At 74.0% G+C, this 20,263-nt stretch carries 17 protein-coding genes; 4 read left to right on the top strand and 13 right to left on the bottom strand.

The window, feature by feature from the left end; all coding sequences use genetic code 11:
• Positions 1-35: 35 nt before the first annotated feature.
• The 3 genes from FKN01_RS29925 to FKN01_RS29915 form a co-directional block, all read right to left on the bottom strand.
• On the bottom strand, positions 36-2,099 hold the full coding sequence (locus tag FKN01_RS29925) for a tetratricopeptide repeat protein (RefSeq protein ID WP_143625790.1): 2,064 nt from the start codon (positions 2,097-2,099) through the stop codon (positions 36-38).
• A 266-nt stretch (positions 2,100-2,365) separates the two neighbouring features.
• A complete protein-coding gene (locus tag FKN01_RS29920; RefSeq protein WP_143625789.1) occupies positions 2,366-2,992 on the bottom strand; it encodes an NUDIX hydrolase in 627 nt (208 codons plus the stop codon).
• 90 nt (positions 2,993-3,082) lie between these two features.
• On the bottom strand, positions 3,083-4,753 hold the full coding sequence (locus FKN01_RS29915; protein WP_143625788.1) for a CTP synthase: 1,671 nt from the start codon (positions 4,751-4,753) through the stop codon (positions 3,083-3,085).
• Between the two features lie 402 nt (positions 4,754-5,155).
• On the opposite strand from FKN01_RS29915, the gene FKN01_RS29910 reads away from it, so the two are divergent.
• The gene (locus FKN01_RS29910) at positions 5,156-6,958 is read left to right on the top strand and encodes a glycoside hydrolase family 15 protein (RefSeq protein WP_143625812.1); all 1,803 of its coding nucleotides are present in this window, start codon (positions 5,156-5,158) and stop codon (positions 6,956-6,958) included.
• Between the two features lie 8 nt (positions 6,959-6,966).
• Positions 6,967-8,160 carry an MFS transporter gene (locus FKN01_RS29905; RefSeq protein ID WP_260697073.1) on the top strand — a complete coding sequence of 398 codons (1,194 nt, stop codon included), beginning with the start codon at positions 6,967-6,969 and terminating at the stop codon, positions 8,158-8,160.
• A gap of 16 nt (positions 8,161-8,176) precedes the next feature.
• On the opposite strand, the gene FKN01_RS29900 is transcribed toward FKN01_RS29905, so the two are convergent.
• The 6 genes from FKN01_RS29900 to FKN01_RS29875 form a co-directional block, all read right to left on the bottom strand.
• Positions 8,177-9,061 carry a sulfurtransferase gene (locus FKN01_RS29900; protein WP_143625787.1) on the bottom strand — a complete coding sequence of 295 codons (885 nt, stop codon included), beginning with the start codon at positions 9,059-9,061 and terminating at the stop codon, positions 8,177-8,179.
• Between the two features lie 59 nt (positions 9,062-9,120).
• Positions 9,121-10,206: a glycosyltransferase family 4 protein gene (locus tag FKN01_RS29895; RefSeq protein WP_143625786.1), complete on the bottom strand. Its 1,086-nt coding sequence runs from the start codon at positions 10,204-10,206 to the stop codon at positions 9,121-9,123.
• Between the two features lie 222 nt (positions 10,207-10,428).
• A complete protein-coding gene (recN, locus tag FKN01_RS29890) occupies positions 10,429-12,174 on the bottom strand; it encodes a DNA repair protein RecN (protein ID WP_185993048.1) in 1,746 nt (581 codons plus the stop codon).
• 64 nt (positions 12,175-12,238) lie between these two features.
• Positions 12,239-13,144: an NAD kinase gene (locus FKN01_RS29885; RefSeq protein ID WP_143625784.1), complete on the bottom strand. Its 906-nt coding sequence runs from the start codon at positions 13,142-13,144 to the stop codon at positions 12,239-12,241.
• Positions 13,141-13,956, bottom strand: a complete 816-nt coding sequence (locus FKN01_RS29880) for a TlyA family RNA methyltransferase (RefSeq protein ID WP_143625783.1) — start codon at positions 13,954-13,956, stop codon at positions 13,141-13,143. The genes FKN01_RS29885 and FKN01_RS29880 overlap by 4 nt, the downstream gene beginning before the upstream one ends.
• A 7-nt stretch (positions 13,957-13,963) precedes the next feature.
• Positions 13,964-14,248, bottom strand: a complete 285-nt coding sequence (locus FKN01_RS29875; protein ID WP_398933443.1) for a hypothetical protein — start codon at positions 14,246-14,248, stop codon at positions 13,964-13,966.
• A gap of 42 nt (positions 14,249-14,290) precedes the next feature.
• Here FKN01_RS29875 and FKN01_RS29870 point away from each other — a divergent pair, with 42 nt between their 5' ends.
• Positions 14,291-14,638: an SCP2 sterol-binding domain-containing protein gene (locus tag FKN01_RS29870; RefSeq protein WP_143625809.1), complete on the top strand. Its 348-nt coding sequence runs from the start codon at positions 14,291-14,293 to the stop codon at positions 14,636-14,638.
• Between the two features lie 38 nt (positions 14,639-14,676).
• Here FKN01_RS29870 and FKN01_RS29865 read toward each other — a convergent pair whose 3' ends face one another.
• The 4 genes from FKN01_RS29865 to FKN01_RS29850 all read right to left on the bottom strand — a co-directional run bounded on the left by FKN01_RS29865 (position 14,677) and on the right by FKN01_RS29850 (position 18,790).
• Positions 14,677-15,501: an ABC transporter ATP-binding protein gene (locus FKN01_RS29865; protein ID WP_143625782.1), complete on the bottom strand. Its 825-nt coding sequence runs from the start codon at positions 15,499-15,501 to the stop codon at positions 14,677-14,679.
• 80 nt (positions 15,502-15,581) lie between these two features.
• Entirely contained in the window at positions 15,582-16,655 is a 1,074-nt protein-coding gene (locus FKN01_RS29860; RefSeq protein ID WP_143625781.1) for an iron chelate uptake ABC transporter family permease subunit, read from the bottom strand.
• Positions 16,652-17,716 carry a FecCD family ABC transporter permease gene (locus FKN01_RS29855; protein ID WP_398933440.1) on the bottom strand — a complete coding sequence of 355 codons (1,065 nt, stop codon included), beginning with the start codon at positions 17,714-17,716 and terminating at the stop codon, positions 16,652-16,654. Before FKN01_RS29855 ends, FKN01_RS29860 begins: the two co-directional genes overlap by 4 nt.
• A 45-nt stretch (positions 17,717-17,761) precedes the next feature.
• Positions 17,762-18,790, bottom strand: coding sequence for an HAD-IIA family hydrolase (locus FKN01_RS29850; RefSeq protein WP_143625780.1), 1,029 nt, complete (start codon positions 18,788-18,790; stop codon positions 17,762-17,764).
• Between the two features lie 71 nt (positions 18,791-18,861).
• On the opposite strand from FKN01_RS29850, the gene FKN01_RS29845 reads away from it, so the two are divergent.
• Positions 18,862-20,142 (top strand): DUF1015 family protein, encoded by a 1,281-nt coding sequence (locus FKN01_RS29845; protein WP_143625779.1) that lies wholly within the window; start codon positions 18,862-18,864, stop codon positions 20,140-20,142.
• Positions 20,143-20,263: the final 121 nt, after the last annotated feature.

The raw sequence follows: 20,263 nt of genomic DNA, 5'->3' as shown, positions 1-20,263 counted from the left end.
ATGAAGGGCTTCCCGCTGTCTAGCCTTGCAAAGCATTATTTTTCTGATGAAGCACTGCCGGTTTCGCAGGTCACGCCCTCTTCGCCCAGCAATCTGTCGGCCGTGCCCCGGTGCAGCCCGGCCGCCGCGGGGTCACCGAGCCGGTCCAGGGTGTCCGCGAGCCGCAGCTCCAGCGCCGCCTGAAGCCGTACGTCCTTGGCCCGCCGCGCCCACTCCACCGCCTCCCGGCAGGTGCGCAGCGACTCCTGCGGCCGGCCCGCGTACTCCTGGACCCGGGCCATCTCGCTGATCGCCCGGGCCTGGGCCGGAAGGTCGCCGAGCCTGCGGTGGCCCGCCGCCGCGGCCCGCCAGTTCCGCAGCGCCTCGCCGTACCGCCCGGCGTAGGTGTGGACGGCGCCGAGCCGCCCGTACAGGCGCGCCGCCTCGGCCGCCTCGCCCTGGCTGAGCCGCTGGGCGAGCGCCCGCCCGTACCAGTCGGAGGCCCGGTGGTAGTCACCCAGCTCCGCGTAGGCGCCGCCCACGGACTCCATGGCCCGCCCGGTGGCGTACGGGTCCTTCGCGGCCCGCCCGGCGTCCAGCGCCTGGCGGTAGCGGGCCAGCGCCTCCCGGGTGCGGCCGGTCCCGGCGTCCAGGTCGGCCAGGTTGAGCAGGGCCGCCGCCCGCTCGCGGGGCAGGTCGCGGCGTTCGGCGACGGCCAGCACCAGGCCGTGCAGGGCGTAGAGGTCGGGGGCCGCCGCGTCGGTGCCCTCGTGCGCGGCGAGCGCCCGCACCAGCGCGGCGACCAGCCGGCGGGCCAGCGTGTCGAGCTCCCCGTCCTCGACGGCGACCCGGGCGGCGGCGAGCAGGGCGGGCCTGCGGGCGCGCAGCCAGGCGGCGGCGGTCTCCGGGTTCGGGAAGCGCAGGGTGCGCGGGAGCCCGGCGAGCTTGCGGCGGGACGGCGAGCCCTCGGGGTCCGTGACGGCGCGGCAGGACTGGAGCAGGCGCACGGTGCGCTCCAGCATCCTGGCCCGGGCGAGCTGGATCTCGGCGGGGCGGTCCCGCTCCTCCAGGAGGGCCCGCAGCAGCCCGGCGAGGCAGCCCGGCACCTCGTACTGCGGTTCCTCGGCGTCTTCCCGGCGCAGCAGGCCGAGGGCCACGAAGTCGTCCAGGGTGGTCCGGGCGGCCGAGACGGAGCAGCCCGCCAGCGCGGAGGCGGTGTGGGCGTCGGCGAGGCCGCCGGGGGCGAGGGAGAGCAGCCGCAGTATCCGGGCGGGGGTGGCCGGCAGCGAGTCGTGGACGAGGCGGAAGGCGCGGGCCAGCGGGCGCGCCCCGGCGGGCGCTTCGGGGTCGTCCGGCAGCGCGCGCAGCTGCCGCCCGGCGTCGGCGACCGAGGTGGTCGGACGGGCGGCGAGCCAGCCGCCGACGAGGACCAGGGCGGCCGGCTGTCCGCCGCACTCCTCGGCCAGGGTCTGCGCGGTGAGCGGGTCGACGGTGATCCTGGTCTGGCCGGTGGCGCGGCCCAGGAGCTGGACGGCGGAGCCCGCGTCCAGGCCGCCGATGGTGCAGGGCCGGACGCCGGGGATGCCGGTCAGCGGGCCTCCGGACGTGGCGACGACGAGGCAGTCCGGGTTGTCGGGGAGGAGCGGGTCGACCTGCTCGGCGTCGGCCGCGTCGTCCAGGAGGAGCAGGACCCGGCGGACGGCCAGGGCCTCGCGGACCATTCCGGTCAGTTCGTCGGCGTCGGCACCGGGCGGTCCGGCCAGGCCGAGCCCGCCCAGGAGGTCGCGGGCCGCGCGCTCGGCGGGGACGGGGGCGCCGCCGCTCTCGGTCAGCCGGACGTGGAGCAGGCCGTCGGGGTAGTCGCCGGTCTCCAGGAGGCGGCGGGCGAGCTCCGAGGCGAGTGCGGTGCGGCCGGAGCCGGGACGTCCGGCGATCAGGAGGACCCGGGCGCGGGCGCTGCGGCGGCCGGCCATGGTGTCGAGTCCGGCGCGCTCGATGTCGTCCCGGAGTTCCTTCAACTCCCGTTCGCGGCCGAAGAAGCGGGTCGGTTCCGGGGCGGGCGGCTCCTCGGTCCCCGCTGCCTCGGCCGGGCCGCTGGTGTCCACCGCCTGATCCGTCACGGGCCACGCTCCACTTCGCTGCACGCGTCGCCCTGCGGGACTCCGGTCAGGGCATTCGAAGCGTAGTTCAGGCGGGTGGCGGGGGAAGGGGGAGCGCGACCCGGGCATCCCCCGATCGGATCAGCATTTCTTACGATCGGAGGATGCGCGGGCGCGACCTCGGGGATGCCCTCGGGGACGTCCTAGTCGACCGCCCCCGCAAGGTGCCGGACGGCACGTCAGGTCTCCAAGGGGCGGGTCCGTCAGGCCTCGAACGGGCGGGCCCGTCAGTCTTCGAACGGGCGGGCCGGCCAGGGCGCGTCGGCGGGGCGCAGCGCGTCGACGCCGTCGCCCGCGAGGGCCGCGGTGAGCGCGAGCACGCCCACGACCAGGCAGCTGTTGTGCAGGTCGCCGGCGAGCACCTTGCGCACGAGGTCCTGGAGCGGCACCCGGGCCAGCTCCATGTCGGCCTCCTCCTCGGCGACCTCGAAGCGCTCGCCCTCCGCCTCGGAGACGTCCCGGGCGAGGAAGATGCGTACGGCCTCGTCGGAGCCGCCGGGCGAGGTGTAGATGTCGGTGAGCACCCGCCAGTCCTCGGCCTTGACGTGCGCCTCCTCGTACAGCTCCCGCTGCGCGGCGTGCAGCGGGTTCTCACCCGGCACGTCGAGCAGCCCGGCCGGGATCTCCCACAGCTTGTGGCGGACCGGGTGGCGGTACTGGCGCAGGACGAGGACGCGGCCCTCGTCGTCCAGCGCGAGCACGGCGACCGAGCCGGGGTGCACCTGGTAGTCGCGGTGCGCGACCGTACCGTCGGGCATCTCGACGTCGTCGGCGCGGACGCTGGTCTTCTTCCCCCGGAACGGGGTCGCGCTCTCGGTGACCCGCCATTCCTCGGGCGTGTCCTGGAAACCCATCTGCGTCCTCCCACGAAAAACGGTGACCGGGGCCCGCGTCCCTGCTCGGACGCGCGCCCCGGTCAACCGTAACGCCTGCGGGGGTGCCGCCTACTTGCCCTGCTCGCCCCCGGCGGCGCCCGTCTTGCGGGCGACGGCCGCCTTCACCAGGCCGGCGAAGAGCGGGTGCGGGCGGGTCGGCCGGGAGCGCAGCTCCGGGTGCGCCTGGGTGGCGACGAGGTACGGGTGGACCTCGCGCGGGTACTCGACGTACTCGACCAGCTTGTTGTCCGGGGAGGTGCCCGAGAAGACCAGGCCGGCCTTCTTCTCCAGCTCGGCGCGGTAGGCGTTGTTGACCTCGTAGCGGTGGCGGTGGCGCTCCTCCACGTACGGCTGGTCGTCGTACGCCTCGCGGACCAGCGAACCCTCGGCGAGCTTCGCCGGGTACAGGCCGAGCCGCATGGTGCCGCCCAGGTCACCGGCGCCCTCGACGTACGCGAGCTGCTCCTCCATGGTCGAGATGACGGGGTGCGAGGTCGCGGCGTCGAACTCGGTGGAGTTGGCGTCGGGGATGCCGGCGAGGTTGCGGGCCGCCTCGATCACGATGCACTGGAGGCCGAGGCAGAGGCCGAGCAGCGGCACCTTGTTCTCGCGGGCGTACTGGATCGCGCCGACCTTGCCGACCACGCCGCGCTCGCCGAAGCCGCCGGGGATGCAGATCGCGTCGACGCCGGCGAGGGCCTTGCGGGCGCCGGCCGGGGTCTTGCAGTCGTCGGAAGCGACCCACTCGACCTTGACCCGGGCCTTGTTGGCGAAGCCGCCGGCCCGGATGGCCTCGGTGACCGAGAGGTAGGCGTCGGGCAGGTCGATGTACTTGCCGACCAGGGCGACGGTGACCTCGTGGTCGGGGTTGTGGACGCGGTCCAGCAGGTCGTCCCAGGTGGTCCAGTCGACGTCCCGGAACGGCAGGTCCAGCTTGCGCACGACGTAGGCGTCCAGGCCCTCGGTGTGCAGCACCTTGGGGATGTCGTAGATCGACTTGGCGTCCACGCAGGCGACCACGGCCGCCTCGTCCACGTCGCACATCAGCGAGATCTTGCGCTTGATGGCGGTCGGCACGTCGCGGTCGGCGCGCAGCACGATGGCGTCCGGCTGGATGCCGATGTTGCGCAGGGCGGCCACGGAGTGCTGGGTGGGCTTGGTCTTCAGCTCGCCGGAGGGGCCGATGTAGGGCAGCAGCGAGATGTGCACGACGAAGACGTTGTCCCGGCCGACCTCGTGGCGCACCTGGCGGACGGTCTCCAGGAACGGCAGCGACTCGATGTCGCCGACGGTGCCGCCGACCTCGGTGATGACCACGTCGACGTCGTCGGTGGCCATGCGGCGGATGCGGTGCTTGATCTCGTTGGTGATGTGCGGGATGACCTGCACGGTGTCACCGAGGTACTCGCCGCGCCGCTCCTTGGCGATGACCTGCGAGTAGACCTGGCCGGTGGTGACGTTGGCCGAGCCGTCGAGGTCCACGTCGAGGAAGCGCTCGTAGTGGCCGATGTCGAGGTCCGTCTCCGCGCCGTCGTTGGTCACGAAGACCTCGCCGTGCTGGAACGGGTTCATCGTGCCCGGGTCGACGTTCAGGTACGGGTCGAGCTTCTGCATGGTGACCCGGAGACCGCGCGCCTTGAGCAGGGCGCCGAGGCTGGAGGCAGTCAGACCCTTGCCGAGGGAAGAAGCGACACCCCCGGTGACGAAGATGTGCTTGGTCGTCGTGGATGTGGGCTGCATAGCCAAAGGGGGCTCCCGTGGTCGCGATCGTGAGGTGCGTACCGGCGTTGCCGTCCGGAGATTCCGGAGATGCCGTCGCTGCGGTTCGGGGGCCTCGTCTGCTCTCGCCGACGACCACCGTCCACGGGCTACCAGGGTATCAGCGACAAGGAGCGACTGCTTCCGGCCACCGGCGCGCGAGCGCGGCGCGAATCGCATATGCCGCTCGCATCCCACTCGATCGGCGCAGTCCGGTTGTCAAGAGGGTCGCGCGGATCACCCATGTGCGTCGTATCCTGCTCGGACACTCGCTCGGGCGAGGCCGGAAGTCCGCAGGTCCCCCCACGTCAACCCCTTGCGACAACCTCTTGACCCGCAGTAAGCGCCCCACGGGGCGACATGGCCGTTCGACTGGAGATGCACGTGGCCGGGCGCATCGAGGATTACGCACTCATCGGAGACATGCAGACCGCAGCCCTGGTCTGCCGGGACGGTACAGCCGACTGGCTGTGCCTGCCCCGTTTCGACTCACACGCCGTTTTCGCGGGCCTCCTGGGCACCGAGGAACACGGCTTCTGGCGACTGGGGCCGGCCCGCCCCGAGGGCGCGGAGCCGCCCGCGGCCGACCGCCGCCGCTATCGCGGGGACTCCCTCATCCTCGAATCGGAGTGGGACACGCCGCGCGGCACCGTCAGAGTGACCGACTTCATGCCGCCGCGCGACGGGGCGCCGCAGCTGATCCGCATCGTGGAGGGCGTCAGCGGCCGGGTGCCGATGCGCTCGGAGCTGCGCATGCGGTTCAGCTACGGCCGTGTCACCCCCTGGGTGCACAAGGTGGACTCACGTACGGTCGCCGTCGCGGGCCCGGACTCGGTGTGGCTGGACACGCCCGCCGACACCTACGGCGAGAACCTGACGACGTACTCCGACTTCACCGTCGCCCCCGGCGACCGGATCGCGTTCACGATCAGCTGGCAGCCCTCGCACCACGAGCCGCCCGCGCTCCCGGACCCCGACGGCTCGCTGGAGGCGACCGCGGACTTCTGGCGCGAGTGGGTCGAGCAGTGCACGTACCACGGGCCCTACCGCGAGGCCGTGGTCCGCTCGCTGATCACGCTGAAGGCCCTGACGTACGCGCCGACCGGCGGCATCGTCGCCGCGCCGACCACCTCGCTGCCCGAGGACATCGGCGGCTCCCGGAACTGGGACTACCGCTACACCTGGCTGCGCGACGCGGCGATCACCCTCTCCTCGCTGCTGCGCACCGGCTACCGCGAGGAGGCCCGCGCCTGGCGCGAGTGGCTGCTGCGCGCGGTGGCCGGCGACCCGGAGAACCTGCAGATCATGTACGGCATCGCGGGCGAGCGGGAGCTGGGCGAGGCGGAGCTGGAATGGCTGCCGGGCTACGAGGGCTCCGCCCCGGTCCGCGTCGGAAACGGCGCCGCCGGACAGCTCCAGCTGGACGTGTACGGCGAGGTCACCGAGGCGCTGCACCTGGCGCACATGACCGGTCTGGCCCGCAACGACTACGCCACCGGGCTGCAGCTCAAGCTGATCGAGTACCTGGAGAAGCACTGGGGCGAGCCGGACGAGGGCATCTGGGAGGTGCGCGGGCCGCGCCGGCACTTCGTGCACTCCAAGGTGATGGCCTGGGTCGCGGTCGACCGGACCATCAAGCTCATCGAGTCCGGCGACGCGGAGGGCCCGGTCGAGCGGCTGCACGAGCTGCGCGACGAGATCCACCGCGATGTCTGCGAGCGGGGTTACGACCCCGAGCGCAACACCTTCACCCAGTCCTACGGGTCGAAGGAGCTGGACGCCTCCCTGCTGCTGATCCCGCAGATGGGCTTCCTGCCGCCCGACGACAAGCGGGTCATCGGCACCATCGAGGCCATCCAGCGGGAGCTGTCCACGGAGGACGGCTTCGTCCTGCGCTACCCGACCGCGGGCGACGACGCCGGCGTGGACGGCCTGGAGGGCGACGAGGGCGCGTTCCTGGCCTGCTCGTTCTGGCTGGCGGACGACCTGGCGATGATCGGCCGGGTGGACGAGGCCCGCCGGCTCTTCGAGAAGCTGCTGTCCCTCCGCAACGACCTGGGCCTGCTGGCCGAGGAGTGGGACGCCCGGCTCCAGCGCCAGGTGGGCAACTTCCCGCAGGCCTTCAGCCACGTGCCGCTGATCGACACGGCGCTGCGGCTGACGGCGAGCGGGGCGTACGTGGGCTGAGGAGGGGTATGCGGCCGGCGCACCGATGGGCGGTGCTCGCCGCCCTGATGCTGGCCGCCTTCACCCTCAACACCGCGGAGAACCTGCCGGCCGGCCTCCTGGAGCTCATGTCCGGTGATCTGCGGGTGTCGGTGTCGGCGGTGGGCCTCCTGGTCACGGGGTACGGCGCGACGGTGGCCGTCGCGTCGTTGCCGCTGGCCCACGCGGTCCGGTCGGTGCCCCGGCGCCATGTGCTCACCGGGTTGCTGGCCGCGCTGGTCGTCTCCAGTCTGGTCGCGGCGCTGGCCACCTCCTACTGGGTGCTCCTCGCGGCGCGGCTGCTGACCGCGCTCGCCCAGGCCGTGTTCTGGGCCGTGATGGGGCCGGTCGCGGTGGGCCTGTTCCCTCCGGAGGTCCGTGGTCGCGTGGTCGGGGCGCTGTCCGTCGCCGGTTCGCTCGCCCTGGTGCTCGGCGTTCCGGCGGGGACCTGGCTGGGCCGGCACAGCGGCTGGCAGGTCCCTGTCGCCGTGCCGGCGGCTCTGGGGCTCGTCTCCCTGGTGACCGTCGCCGTGCTGCTGCCCACCTCCCGCCCGGAGGAGGCGAGCGCCGCCTACGGAACCCACCCGGACGCCCGCCGATTCGGGATCGTGCTGACGGCCGGGGCACTGTCCGCCACCGGGGCCTTCACCGGATTCACGTACCTCGTGAAGTTCCTGGGCGATGTGAGCGGGTTTCCGGCGGGCGCGGTCAACGTCCTGTTGGTGGCCTTCGGGCTCGCGTGTCTGGCCGGAGTGAGCGTCACCGGGGCCCTGCTGGACCGCTTTCCGCAGGCCGCGCTCACCGCGGCCGTCGGCATACAGGCGGTGGGGATGCTGGGTCTGTACGCGGCGGGTTCCGAGCCGGTGGCGGCGGTGGTGTTCCTGACGCTGATGGGCGGTGCGCTCGGCCCGGTCTTCATGACCACCCAGAACGCGATGCTGTACTGCGCCCCGGGCCGCACGGACATCGCGCTGGCCGCGAACTCCGGCCTCTACAACGCCGGGATCGCGGCGGGCGCCGCGCTCGGTGCCCTGATCCTGCCGCTCGCCGACGTGCGGGGCGCCTTCCTCGCCGGCGGGCTGCTGACCACCGGGGCCTGCGCGGTGCTGCTCGGCGGGCGGCTGCTGCGGCCTGCCGGACCGGAGCGCGCCGGGGAGCGACGGGACCGGCTCGACCGGGCGTAGGCGGCCGTTCGAGGGCTCAGCCCTTCGCCGGGCCCGTCGCGACCGGCCGGTCCGGGGCAGGCAGCCCCCACTCGCTCCAGGAACCGTCGTACACGGCCGTACGCCGATAGCCGGCCAGCTCGGCCCCGAGCGCGAGGACGCAGGCGGTCACGCCCGACCCGCAGCTGAAGTACAGCCGCTCGCGGTCACCGGCCGCACCGGCGAACGCGGCGCGCAGCTCGTCCGGCGCCCGCATCCGGCCCTGGTCCGTCAGCCGGCCGAACGGCAGGCTGACGGACCCCGGCATATGGCCGCCGCGCAGCCCGGCCCGCGGCTCGGGCTCCGTGCCCTCGAACCGCCCCCGGGTCCTGGCGTCCAGCACCACCGCCTCCGGATCGGCCAGCGCCTCCGCCACCTCTCCGGCGCCGACGAAAAGCCCGGGCCGGGGCCGGGCCGTGAAGTCCCCGCCCCCGGCGGCCGGTTCCGGCGCGTCCTCGGTGACCGGCAGTCCGGCGGCGGTCCAGGCGGGCAGGCCCCCGTCGAGGACGGCGGCCCGGTCGAAGCCCATGGCCCGGAGCATCCACCAGGCCCGGGCGCTGGAGTAGATCCCGGCGGCGTCGTAGACGACCACGGTGTCCGCGTCGTTCAGGCCGAGCGCCCGCATCTCCTCGGTGAACCGGGCGGCGTCCGGCATGGTGTGCGGCACCGGGGCCGCGTGGTCGGAGAGCGCGCCGTCGATGTCGAAGACCCGGGTCCCCTCGATCCGCCGCCCGCTCCCCCGGTGCGCGCCGACCGACGCGTCGAGCACCAGCAGTCCGGGGGCACCGAGGCGCGCGGCGAGCCAGTCGGCGGGGACGAGGGGGCCGGGCAGCCCGCCGGCGGCGGTGCCCTCGTCCCCGTACGTCTGAGATGCCTCTCCCACGTGCCCTCCCCGGCCGCTCGGTCTCCGTTTTTTCAAGATCGCAGCCGGTCGGGAGGCTGTCAACGGGCCGACGGCCGGGCCAGTTCGTCGTACACCGCGAGCACCTGGGCCACCGTGTCGTCCTCGGTCGGCCAACTCGCCGCCTGGCGCAGGCCCTCGGCGGCCAGCCGGTCCCGCTCGGCCGGGTCCCCGAGCAGCCGGGCCACCTCGACGGCCAGCGCCTCGGCGTCCGCGTACGGCACGAGGACGGCGGCGTCCCCCACGAGTTCGGGCGTGCCGCCGACCGCCGTGGCGACCAGGGGCACCCCGGACCGCAGCGCCTGCTGGGCGACGGTCGAGCGGGACTCCCAGCGGCTGGGCAGGACGGCGACATCGGCGGCGGCCAGGAGGGCGGCGGCGTCGGACCGGTCGCCGAGCAGTTCGACGGGCAGGCCCTCGGCGGTGATCCGCCGCCGCAGGGCCGCCCGCTCCCGGCCCTCACCGACGACGGCCACCAGCGGTACGGGGTCGAGCAGGCGCCACACGGCCGCCGCGTCGAGCAGGGTCGCGTAGCCGTGATGCGGTACGAGGCTGCCGAGCGCCACGATCAACGGCCTTTCCACCGCTCCGATTTCGGCCCGGAGCTTGTCGGCGCCCGGCCCGGCCGGGCGCGGCGGGCGGGGAGCGGCGACGGGCGCGAGCCGGGCGTCGCGGGCGCCCCGGGCGCGTGCCCGGTCGACGAGATCGGAGGAGGTGGCGAGCACCACGGCCGCCGTGCGCACCGCCCTCCGCTCCAGGAGGTGCAGCAGCCGGCGGCGGGCCCCTTCGGCGTGGGCCCGGGTGTGCCAAGTGACGACGAGGGGCACGGGCCTGCGGCCGATCGCCAGGGCCGCCCGCACGGCGGCGTGCAGTCCGTGCGCGTGGACGACGTCCGCGTCGGCGCAGGCGGCGCGCAGGGCGGCGAGGGCCGCGGGGTCGCCGCGCCGGGGCACGGGCGCGAAGTGGGCGCCGGTGGTGGTGAAGGCGTGGGTGCGGTCCAGCGCGGCGGGCGCGCAGACGGTGACCCGCACGCCCCGGGCGACCAGCCCGGCGGCCAGCGAGCCGGCGTGCGTGCTGCTGCCGGCACCGCCGCCGCCGAGTACCTGGACCGTGCGCAGCTGTGACACGTCGATTGGCTCCCGGGGCTCCCGAGTCGGGGGTACGAACACGGCCAAGGATGCCAGTCCGTACGCACGTTCCGGCACGACGGAACCGTTACTCCCGTGCGCATCGCGACAAACCGGGCGCCGCACACCACCCGCACGGGTGAAAGCGTGTACGGCGCCACGACACCCGTACGGCGGGTGCGAGAGCCGGGGCACGCGCCGAGCGCGCCCCGGCCCAGACGGCTACCCGTCCGCGCGCGCCGTGGCGAGCAGTTCCTCGGCGTGGGCGCGGGCCGTCTCGGAGTCCTCCTGGCCCGCGAGCATCCGGGACAGCTCCCGCACCCGGTCCTCGCCCTCCAGGACCGTGACCCCGCTGCTGGTCACCGAGCCGTCCACGGTCTTCTCGACCAGCAGCTGCCGGTCCGCGAACGCGGCGACCTGCGGCAGGTGCGTGACGACGACGACCTGGGCGGTCTTCGCCAGCTTCGCGAGCCGCCGCCCGACCTCGACGGCCGCCTTGCCGCCGACGCCCGCGTCGACCTCGTCGAAGAGGTACGTGGGCACGGGGTCGGAGCCCGCGAAGACCACCTCGACGGCGAGCATCACCCGGGACAGCTCGCCGCCCGAGGCGCCCTTGGCGATCGGCCGGGGCTGGGCACCGGGGTGCGGGGCCAGCAGCAGTTCCACCTCGTCGGCGCCGGACGGTCCGTAGGCCACACTGCGTCCGCCGATCTCGATGCCGGACGCCTCGTCCGCCGCCTCGGTCTGCCTTATGTCGAAGGACACCCGCGCGTGCGGCATGGCCAGGGATGCCAGCTCCTCGGTCACCGCCTCCGCGAAGGACGCGGCGGCGGCCGTCCGGGCGTCGGTCAACGCCTGCCCGAGGCCGGAGAGTTCGGCGCGCAGGGCGTCCCGCTCGGCGGTCAGCTCCCCGATCCGGTCGTCGTCGCCCTCCAGCTCGCCGAGCCGGGCCGCGCCCCCCTGCGCCCAGGCGAGTACGGCGGTGATGTCTTCGCCGTACTTGCGGGTGAGGGCCGTGAGCGCGGCGCGCCGCTCCTCGACGGCGGCGAGCCGCAGCGGGTCGGCGTCGAGCTGGTCCGCGTAACCGGACAGTTCGCCCGAGACGTCCGCGAGCAGGATGGAGATCTCGCCGACCCGGTCGGCGAGCGAGGCGAGCGCCGGGTCGTGCGAGCGCACCCCGTCGAGGGCCTGCCGGGCGGCGGCCACCACGGTCGTGGCGTCCAGCGCCTCCGGGTCCTCCGGGTTGCCGGCCAGCGCGGTGTGCGCGAGGGCGGCGGCGGAGGCGAGCGCGTCGGCGTGACCGAGCCGCTGCGCCTCGGCGGCCAGCTCGGTGTCCTCGCCGGGCAGGGGTTCGACGGCGGCGATCTCGTCCAGGCCGAAGCGCAGCAGGTCGGCCTCCTGGGCGCGTTCGCGGGCGCGCGTCGTCAGCTCGTCCAGCTCCGCCGCGACGTCCCGCAGCCGCCGGTAGGCCGCCGCGTACTTGGCGAGCGGCACGGCGACGCCGTCGCCCGCGTACCGGTCGAGGGCCTGGCGCTGCCGGGCGGCCTTGAGGAGGCCCTGCTGATCGGTCTGGCCGTGCACGGCGACGAGTTCGTCGGCCAGCTCGGACAGCACGCCCACGGGCACGGATCTGCCGCCGAGGTGCGCCCGGGAGCGCCCTTCGGCGGAGACGGTGCGGCTGATGAGCAGCGCCCCGTCCTCGATCTCGGCCCCGGCCTCCTCGGCGCGCAGGGCCACCGCGTCGCCCTCGGCCACCGTGATCCGGCCCTCGACCACCGCGGCCTTGGCGCCGATCCGCACCAGGGCGGGGTCGGCGCGCCCGCCGAGCAGCAGCCCCAGGCTGGTGACGACCATGGTCTTGCCGGCGCCGGTCTCACCCGTCACCGCGGTGAAGCCGGGTGACAGCTCCACCACCGCGTCGTCGATGACCCCGAGCGACCGTATCCGCATCTCCTCCAACACGGACATGACCATACGAGGTTTCCCCGCCCGCGCGCACACGGGCCACGGCCCGGGCACCCGGATCGCGAGGTCAGTGCGGGGCGCCCCGCCACCCCGAGACGGGGAGCGCGAACTTGGCGACGAGGCGGTCCGTGAACGACGCCTGGTGCAGCCGGGCCAGCCGGACGGGCACGGCACCGCGCCGCACCTCCACCCGCGCCCCGGGGGGCAGCTCGACGGTCCTGCGCCCGTCGCACCACAGCACCCCGTGCGGGGTGTGCGGCTGGACCTCGACGGCGAGCACCGACTTGGGCGAGGTCACGAGCGGCTTGGCGAACAGGGCGTGGGCGCTGATCGGGACCATCAGCAGCGCCTCGACCTCCGGCCAGACGACGGGGCCGCCGGCCGAGAAGGCGTACGCGGTCGAGCCGGTGGGCGTCGCGCACACGATGCCGTCGCAGCCGAACCCGGTCACCGGGCGGCCGTCGATCTCCAGGACGACTTCGAGCATCCGCTCGGGCGACACCTTCTGCACGGCCGCCTCGTTGAGCGCCCAGTCGGTGTGGACGACGTCCCCGTTGCTGTGCACCAGGACGTCGATCGTCATGCGCTCCTCGACCGTGTACGCCCGGGTGACGACCCGGTCGACCACCTTGTCGAGGTCGTCGCGCTCGGCCTCGGCGAGGAAGCCAACCCGGCCGAGGTTGACGCCGAGCATGGGCACGCCGGAGGCGCGGGAGAGCTCGGCCCCGCGCAGCAGGGTCCCGTCGCCGCCGAGGACGATCAGCAGCTCACAGCCGTTGAGCACCTCGGGCGTGGCATCGGTGACCGTCTCCACGGCCGAGGGCAGCGGCAGATCGGCCGCCTCCGTGGCGAGGACCCGCACCCACAGGCCGTTGCGCAGCAGCCCCTGCACGACGAGTTCCGCACTGCGGATCGCCGCCGGGCGGCCGGTGTGCGCGAGAACGAAGACTGTACGTGCCGCATTCGTCGTCAACGAGGCCCCTCCGCCACTGCACGGTCGACATCCGCGGGATCGAGTTCCGGTGCTCCGGCCCGCAGCCACAGAAAGTACTCGACGTTCCCCGAGGGCCCCGGCAGCGGGCTCGCGGTCACGCCCCGCACCCCCCACCCCAGCGCCCAGGCCCGGCGGGCCACCTCCCGTACCGCGTCGGCGCGGAGCCCGGGGTCGCGCACCACCCCGCCGCTGCCCAGCCGTTCCTTGCCGACCTCGAACTGCGGCTTGACCATGAGGACCAGGTCGGCGCCGGGGGCCGTGCAGCTGATCAGGGCCGGCATCACGAGTCCGAGCGGGATGAACGACAGGTCGCCGACCACCAGGTCGACCGGCTCGCCGTCGATGGCCTCCAGGGTCAGTTCCCGGACGTTGGTGCGGTCCTTGACGACGACGCGCTCGTCGGACTGGAGCGACCAGGCGAGCTGCCCGTAGCCGACGTCCACGGCCACCACCCGGGCGACCCCGGCGCGCAGCAGCACATCGGTGAACCCGCCGGTCGAGGCGCCCGCGTCCAGCGCCCGGCGGCCCTCGACCTCCAGCCCGAGCGGGACGAAGGCGGCGAGGGCGCCGGCCAGCTTGTGGCCGCCGCGCGAGACGTATTCGGGGTCGCTGTCGTCCTTGGTGACGACGACGGCGGCGCTGGTCTCGACCTGGGTGGCCGGTTTGGTCGCGGTGTTGCCGCCGACGGTCACCCGGCCCGCCGCGATCAGCTGGCTGGCGTGCTCGCGCGAGCGGGCCAGCTTACGGCGTACCAGCTCGGCGTCGAGACGGCGACGGGCGACTCCTGCCACGTTCGGTTCAGCTCCTGTGGTTGTGCGGGGGCACCGGTACGGGTGGTCCCGGTGCGGGGGCGGGCCCGGCGTCCAGCGCGCTCAGCGCCTCGCGCAGGCCCCGGTGTACATCCTCGTACACCTCGGTGTGTCCGTCCGCGGCGAGGTGGTCGGCATCGGCCAGCCGCTCCAGCAGGCCGTCCACCTCCGCGTTGCCGGTGGGCGTCCGTACGACGCCGAGGGGCGCGGGCCCGGCGGGCTCGGCCGGCTCCGGCGGGGCGTCCGTCTCGGGCTCGGGCATCGGGTCGCTCATGTGGAAACGCTACCGCGAAGCGCTGGGGTACCGTCGATCATGATGGCGACCATGGCGGAGTGCCGCAGCGCACTCGACAGACTTTCCGACAACCTCGCGGGGGCCGACGGCGACGTGCGCCGCGCCGCTGACCTGGACCGCTCGCTGAGCTGTCACATCCGGGACCTGGACATCACGTTCACCGGCCGCCTGCTCGGCGGTCGCGTCCAGGTCCTGGACACCCTGGAGGGCCCGCCCCGCGAAAAGGCCGAGATCCGCCTCGCGATGACCGGTGACGACCTGGTCGCCCTGGTCGACGGCGAGCTGAATTTCGCGAAGGCGTGGGCGTCGGGCCGGGTCCGCCTGGAGGCGGGCTTCAGAGACCTACTGAAACTGAAGTCACTGCTGTAGCGAATTCAAGCTCCGCGTGCGAATCAAGGCCGGCAAATTCAAGCCCGTCCGGCGGTTGAGGACGTCTTTTCGGTTCCGCGCGCAACGCGCGCAGCAGGTACAACAAGCGGCGTCCCGGTCTCCGGATCGGAGATCACCTGGCACCGCAGCCCGAACACCCGCTCCACCAGCTCCGCGGTGACGATCTCCTCCGGCGCCCCCTCCGCGACGATCTCCCCGCCGCGCATCGCGATCAGATGGGTGGCGTACCGCGCCGCGTGGTTCAGATCGTGCAGGACGGCCACCAGCGTCCGCCCCTGCGTCTCGTGCAGCTCGGCGCACAGGTCCAGCACGTCGATCTGGTGCTGGATGTCGAGGTACGTCGTCGGCTCGTCCAGCAGCAGCAGCGGCGTCTGCTGGGCGAGGGCCATCGCGATCCAGACCCGCTGCCGCTGGCCGCCGGACAATTCGTCGACATAGCGATCGGCCAGCTCACCGACGCCCGTCGCCTCCATCGACTCCTGGACCACCCGCTCGTCCTCCGGCGACCACTGCCGCAGCAGCCCCTGGTGCGGGTACCGCCCCCGCGCCACGAGGTCCGCGACCGTGATGCCCTCCGGCGCGATCGAGGACTGCGGCAGCAGGCCCAGCGTCTTCGCGACCTTCTTGGCGGGCAGCCCGTGGATCGACCGCCCGTCCAGCAGCACCTGGCCCCGGCTCGGCTTCAGCATCCGGGAGAGCGCCCGCAGCAGTGTGGACTTGCCGCAGGCGTTGGGGCCGACGATCACGGTGAACGAGTGGTCGGGTATCTCGACCGAAAGGTTCTCCGCGATGACCCGCTGGTCGTATCCGAGGGTCACCGAGTCCGCGGTGAGGCGCTGCATGGTCGTACTCCGGGGGTCGGACGGTCGGCTGTCGGACGGTCTGCTGACGGGCGGTTGAGGGGGGAGGGCGGTACGGGATCTCATATGCGCCCCGCTTTGCGCTCGGTCACCAGGAGCCACACCAGGTAGCAGCCGCCGAGCACCCCGGTGACCACACCCACCGGCAGCTGACGGTCGCCGAACGCGTCGAGCGCGACCCAGTCGGCGACGAGCAGGAGCGCCGCGCCCATGAACGTCGCGGCCACCAGGTTCGGCCCGGTGGAGCGGGTCAGCCGGCGCGCCAGCTGCGGGGCGCTCAGCGAGACGAAGGCGATCGGCCCGGCGGCGGCCGTGGCGACGGCGACGAGCAGCACGGCGGCGCCCATGAGGAGGAGGCGGGTGCGTTCCACGCGTACCCCGAGCGCGTACGCCGCGTCGTCGCCCATCTCCATGACGCGCAGGGCCGGTCCGTGCCCGTACACCAGCGGGAGCAGCACGGCGCAGACGACCAGCAGCGGCCAGACCTGGGCCCAGTCGCGGCCGTCGAGCGAGCCGGTCATCCAGACGACGGCACGCGTCGCGTCGACCAGGTTCGCCTTGGTGATCAGGTACTGGGTGGCGGCGGTCAGCATGGCCGCCGCCCCGATCCCCACCAGGACGAGCCGGAAGCCGTGCACCCCGCGCTTCCACGCCAGCAGGTAGACGGCGAGACCGGTCAGCAGGCCGCCGACGACCGCACCGGCCGCGACCTCCTTCGCGTCGCCCCCGAAGAGGACGATCACGGTGAGCGCGCCGACCGTGGAGCCCTGCCCGAAGCCGAGCACGTCGGGGCTGCCGAGCGGGTTGCGGGAGATGGTCTGGAAGACGGCGCCCCCGGCACCGAGCGCCCCGCCGACGAGGAGTCCGACGAGGACCCGGGGCAGCCGCAGGTCCGTGACGATGAACTCCTGCTGGAAGGTGCCGTGGCCGAAAAGCGTGGTCAGGACCTCGCCGGGGGTCATCGAGAAGTCGCCGCTGCCGATGAGGACGATCGCGGCGCCCGCCGCCACGAGGGCCAGGAGCAGGACGACCAGGGCCGCCCGCACGTTCATCCGGAACGAGTACCCGCCGGCCGTCCGCACGGCCCGTACCGGACGGCCGGCGCGCGCCGTCTCCTTCGTGGTCGTGGCGCTCACAGCTGGGACATCCTCTTGCGTCGTACGAGGTAGATGAAGACGGGCCCGCCGATGAACGCGGTGACGATGCCGACCTGGAGCTCCGAGGGCCTGGCGACGACCCGGCCGACCACGTCGGCACCGAGCAGCAGCACCGGGGAGAGCACCGCCGCGTACGGCAGGATCCACCGCAGGTCGGGTCCGGTGAGGGTGCGCACCAGGTGCGGGATCATCAGCCCGATGAAGACGATGGGCCCGCACGCGGCGGTCGCCGCCCCGCACAGCAGGGTCACGGCGAGCATCGCCAGCACCCGGGTCCTGGTCAGGTTGGCGCCCAGCGCCCGGGCGGTGTCGTCGCCCATCTCCAGGGCGTTGAGCGGGCGGGCGAGGAACACGGTCAGCAGGACGCCCACCGCGATGAACGGCCACACCTTGCCGACGGTCTCGGTGTTCGCGGAGGCCAGCGACCCCACCTGCCAGAACCGCAGCCGGTCCAGCGCCGCCGAGTCCAGCAGCTGCACGGCGTTGACGTATCCGTACAGTGCGGCGGTCACGGCCGTCCCGGCGAGCGCGAGCCGCACCGGCGTCGAGGACCGGCTCCCGCCGAGGAAGTACACGGCCACCGACACGGTCGCGGCGCCCGCGAAGGCGAACCACACATAGCCGGTCAGCGAGGTCACGCCGAAGAAGCTGATCGCGGAGACGACGGCGGCCGAGGCCCCCGCGTTGACGCCGAGGATGCCGGGCTCGGCGAGCGGGTTACGGGTCAGCGCCTGCATCACCGCACCGGCGATGCCCAGCGCGGCACCCACGAGGAGCCCCAGCACGGTGCGGGGGACCCGGACCTTGCGCACGAGGACGTCGTCGCCGCTGCCCGCGTAGTGGAACAGGCCGTGCCACACGTCCGGGAGCGGCAGCGCCTTGGCGCCGATCCCGACGGACGCGAGACACACCAGCACGAGGACGGCCACGGCCACCAGGAGCCCCGCCGCTCTCGCCGCGTGACGTCTGCGGGGAGCGGCGGCCTTGTCCGGCGCGGCTATCGGGCCGGAACTGGAATCCGGGGGGCTCTCAACCAACACCCGGTTAGGTTAGCCTACCCAGCCTACGGGGCTCCGGGCCCGCCCTCACAGCCCTAGCCGGGCCACGGCCTCGTCCGCGGCCAGGTCACAGGCCCCGTCCCCGGCGTGCGACCAGGCCGCCGCGCACAGCGCCCGCAGCCCGTCGAGCGGGTCGCCGTCACCGTCCAGCACCAGCGCGCCGTCCTCGGTGGAGGCCGTCCAGCCGCCGCAGCCGAATCCCCCGCCGCGCTCCGTCACCTCGGGCTGTCCGGTGAGCAGCCCGCGCAGGTCCGCGTCGATGTACGTCGGCCGGTGCTCGGGAGGGGCGGTCACCAGCTGGGCCGCGTCGGTCACTCCGGTCAGCACGAGCAGCGAGTCGACGCCGCCGTTGAACGCCCCCTCGATGTCGGTGTCGAGCCGGTCGCCGACCACCAGCGGCCGTTCGGCGCCGGTGCGCAGCACGGTCTCGCGGTGCATCGGCGGCAGCGGCTTGCCGGCCACCTGCGGCTCGGCGCCGGTCGCGATGCGGACGACCTCGACGGCCGCCCCGTTGCCCGGGGCGATGCCCCGGGCGCCGGGGATCGTCAGGTCGGTGTTGGACGCGAACCACGGCAGCCCCCGGTTGATCGCGTACGACGCCTCCGCGAACCGGCCCCACGCCAGGTCGGGGCCGCCGTATCCCTGGACCACCGCGACCGGGTCGTCGTCGGCCGACTCGACGGGTTCGAGGCCGCGTTCCCGCAGCGCGACGCGCAGCCCCTCGCCGCCGACGACCAGGACTCGCGCCCCGGCGGGCAGCTGGTCGGCGACCAGCCGGGCCACGGCCTGGGCCGAGGTGATCACATCGGTGGGCTCGGCCGGGACGCCCAGCTCGGTCAGGTGCGCGGCCACCGCGGCCGGGGTGCGCAGCGCGTTGTTGGTGACGTACGCCAGGTGCATCCCGCCGTCCCGCGCCGCGCCGAGTGCCTCGACGGCGTGGTCGATCGCCAGCCCGCCCGCGTACACGACTCCGTCCAGGTCGAGCAGCGCCGTGTCGTACGCCTCACTCAGCGCGGTGCTGCTGCCGCTCGGCCTGGTCCTGCTCGTCCCGCTCATGTTCCGCGCTCCTCATCGACTGCTTCTGCCCCGATCATCGCGCATCCCCGTACCGCACTTACGATGCGTGGATGAACACACGAGGCACGCCGGATCAGGGACTGCGTCTGCTTCCGTTCCGCGGGCTGAGGTACGTCCCCGAGCGGGTCGGCAGCCTCGCCGCGGTGACCTCTCCCCCGTACGACGTGGTCGTGCGGCCCGACGGTCTGCTGCACCTGGAGTCGGCGGACCCGCACAACATCGTCCGGCTGATCCTGCCGCAGGCCGGCACGGTCGCCGCCCGCAACGCCCGGGCCGCATCCACCCTGGACGACTGGCTCGCGGAGGGCGTCCTGGCGCCGGACGCCGAGCCCGCCCTGTACGTGTACGAACAGCGCGACGACGAGATCCTGCAACGGGGCGTCATCGGCGCCCTCGCCCTGACGGGACCGGCCGACGGGGTGGTGCTTCCGCACGAGGACGTCATGGCGCATGTGGTCGAGGACCGGGCCGATCTGATGCGCGCCACCGCCGCCCACCTGGAGCCGCTGCTGCTGACGTACCGGGGCGAGGGGGACCGGGCGACGGGGGCGACCGCGGTGGTCGAGCGGACCGTCGAGCGCGAACCGCTGCTCTGCACGACCACGGAGGACGGCTTCCGCCACCGGCTGTGGGCGGTCACCGATCCCGCCGAACGCGCGGAGATCCAGGCGGACCTGGCCCGGCACCAGGCCCTGATCGCGGACGGCCATCACCGCTGGGCCACGTATCTCCGGCTTCAGCGGGAGCACACGGGCCCGGGCCCCTGGGACTACGGCCTGGTGCTCCTGGTGGACACCGCCCGCCACCCGCTCCGGGTCCGCGCCATCCACCGCCTGCTGCACGGACTGCCCGTCGCGGACGCGCTGGCCGCGCTGACCGGCCTGTTCCGGATACGGGAGGTGACGGGGCCGCTGCCCGACGCGATGGCGGCCCTGGCGGGGGCGGCCGCCGAGGGCAACGCCTTCCTGCTCGCGGGCGACGGGGCCTTCCATCTGGTCGACCGCCCGGACGAGGCGCTGCTGGCCCGCACGGTTCCGGCGGACCGTCCGGCCGCCTGGCGCACCCTCGACGCGACGGTCCTGCACGCGGCGCTGCTCGACGAGGTGTGGCGCATCCCGGACGACCCGGCGCACATCGCCTACATCCACGACACGGCCGCCGCCGTGGAGCAGGCCGAGCGGCACGGCTCGACGGCGGTGCTGATGCATCCGGTACGCGAGGAGCTCGTCCGGGACCTGGCCCGCCAGGGCGTCACCATGCCCCGCAAGTCGACGTCGTTCGGCCCGAAGCCGGCGACGGGTCTGGTCCTGCGCAGCCTGAATCTGGGCTGAACACGGAGGAGGGGGGGGCCCCCCCCGGGGGGCGCCCCCCCCCCCCCGCGTGCTCCGGCCGTCCCGGCCGCAGTCGCCGCGTACGTTACCGCGCCCGGTCGTACGTCAACCGGATGACGTA

It is taken from the genome of Streptomyces sp. 130 (assembly GCF_007096885.1).
Taxonomy (GTDB): Bacteria; Actinomycetota; Actinomycetes; order Streptomycetales; family Streptomycetaceae; genus Streptomyces.
Note: the sequence above shows the minus strand (reverse complement) of the source record. Positions and strands in the feature narration are given on the sequence as shown.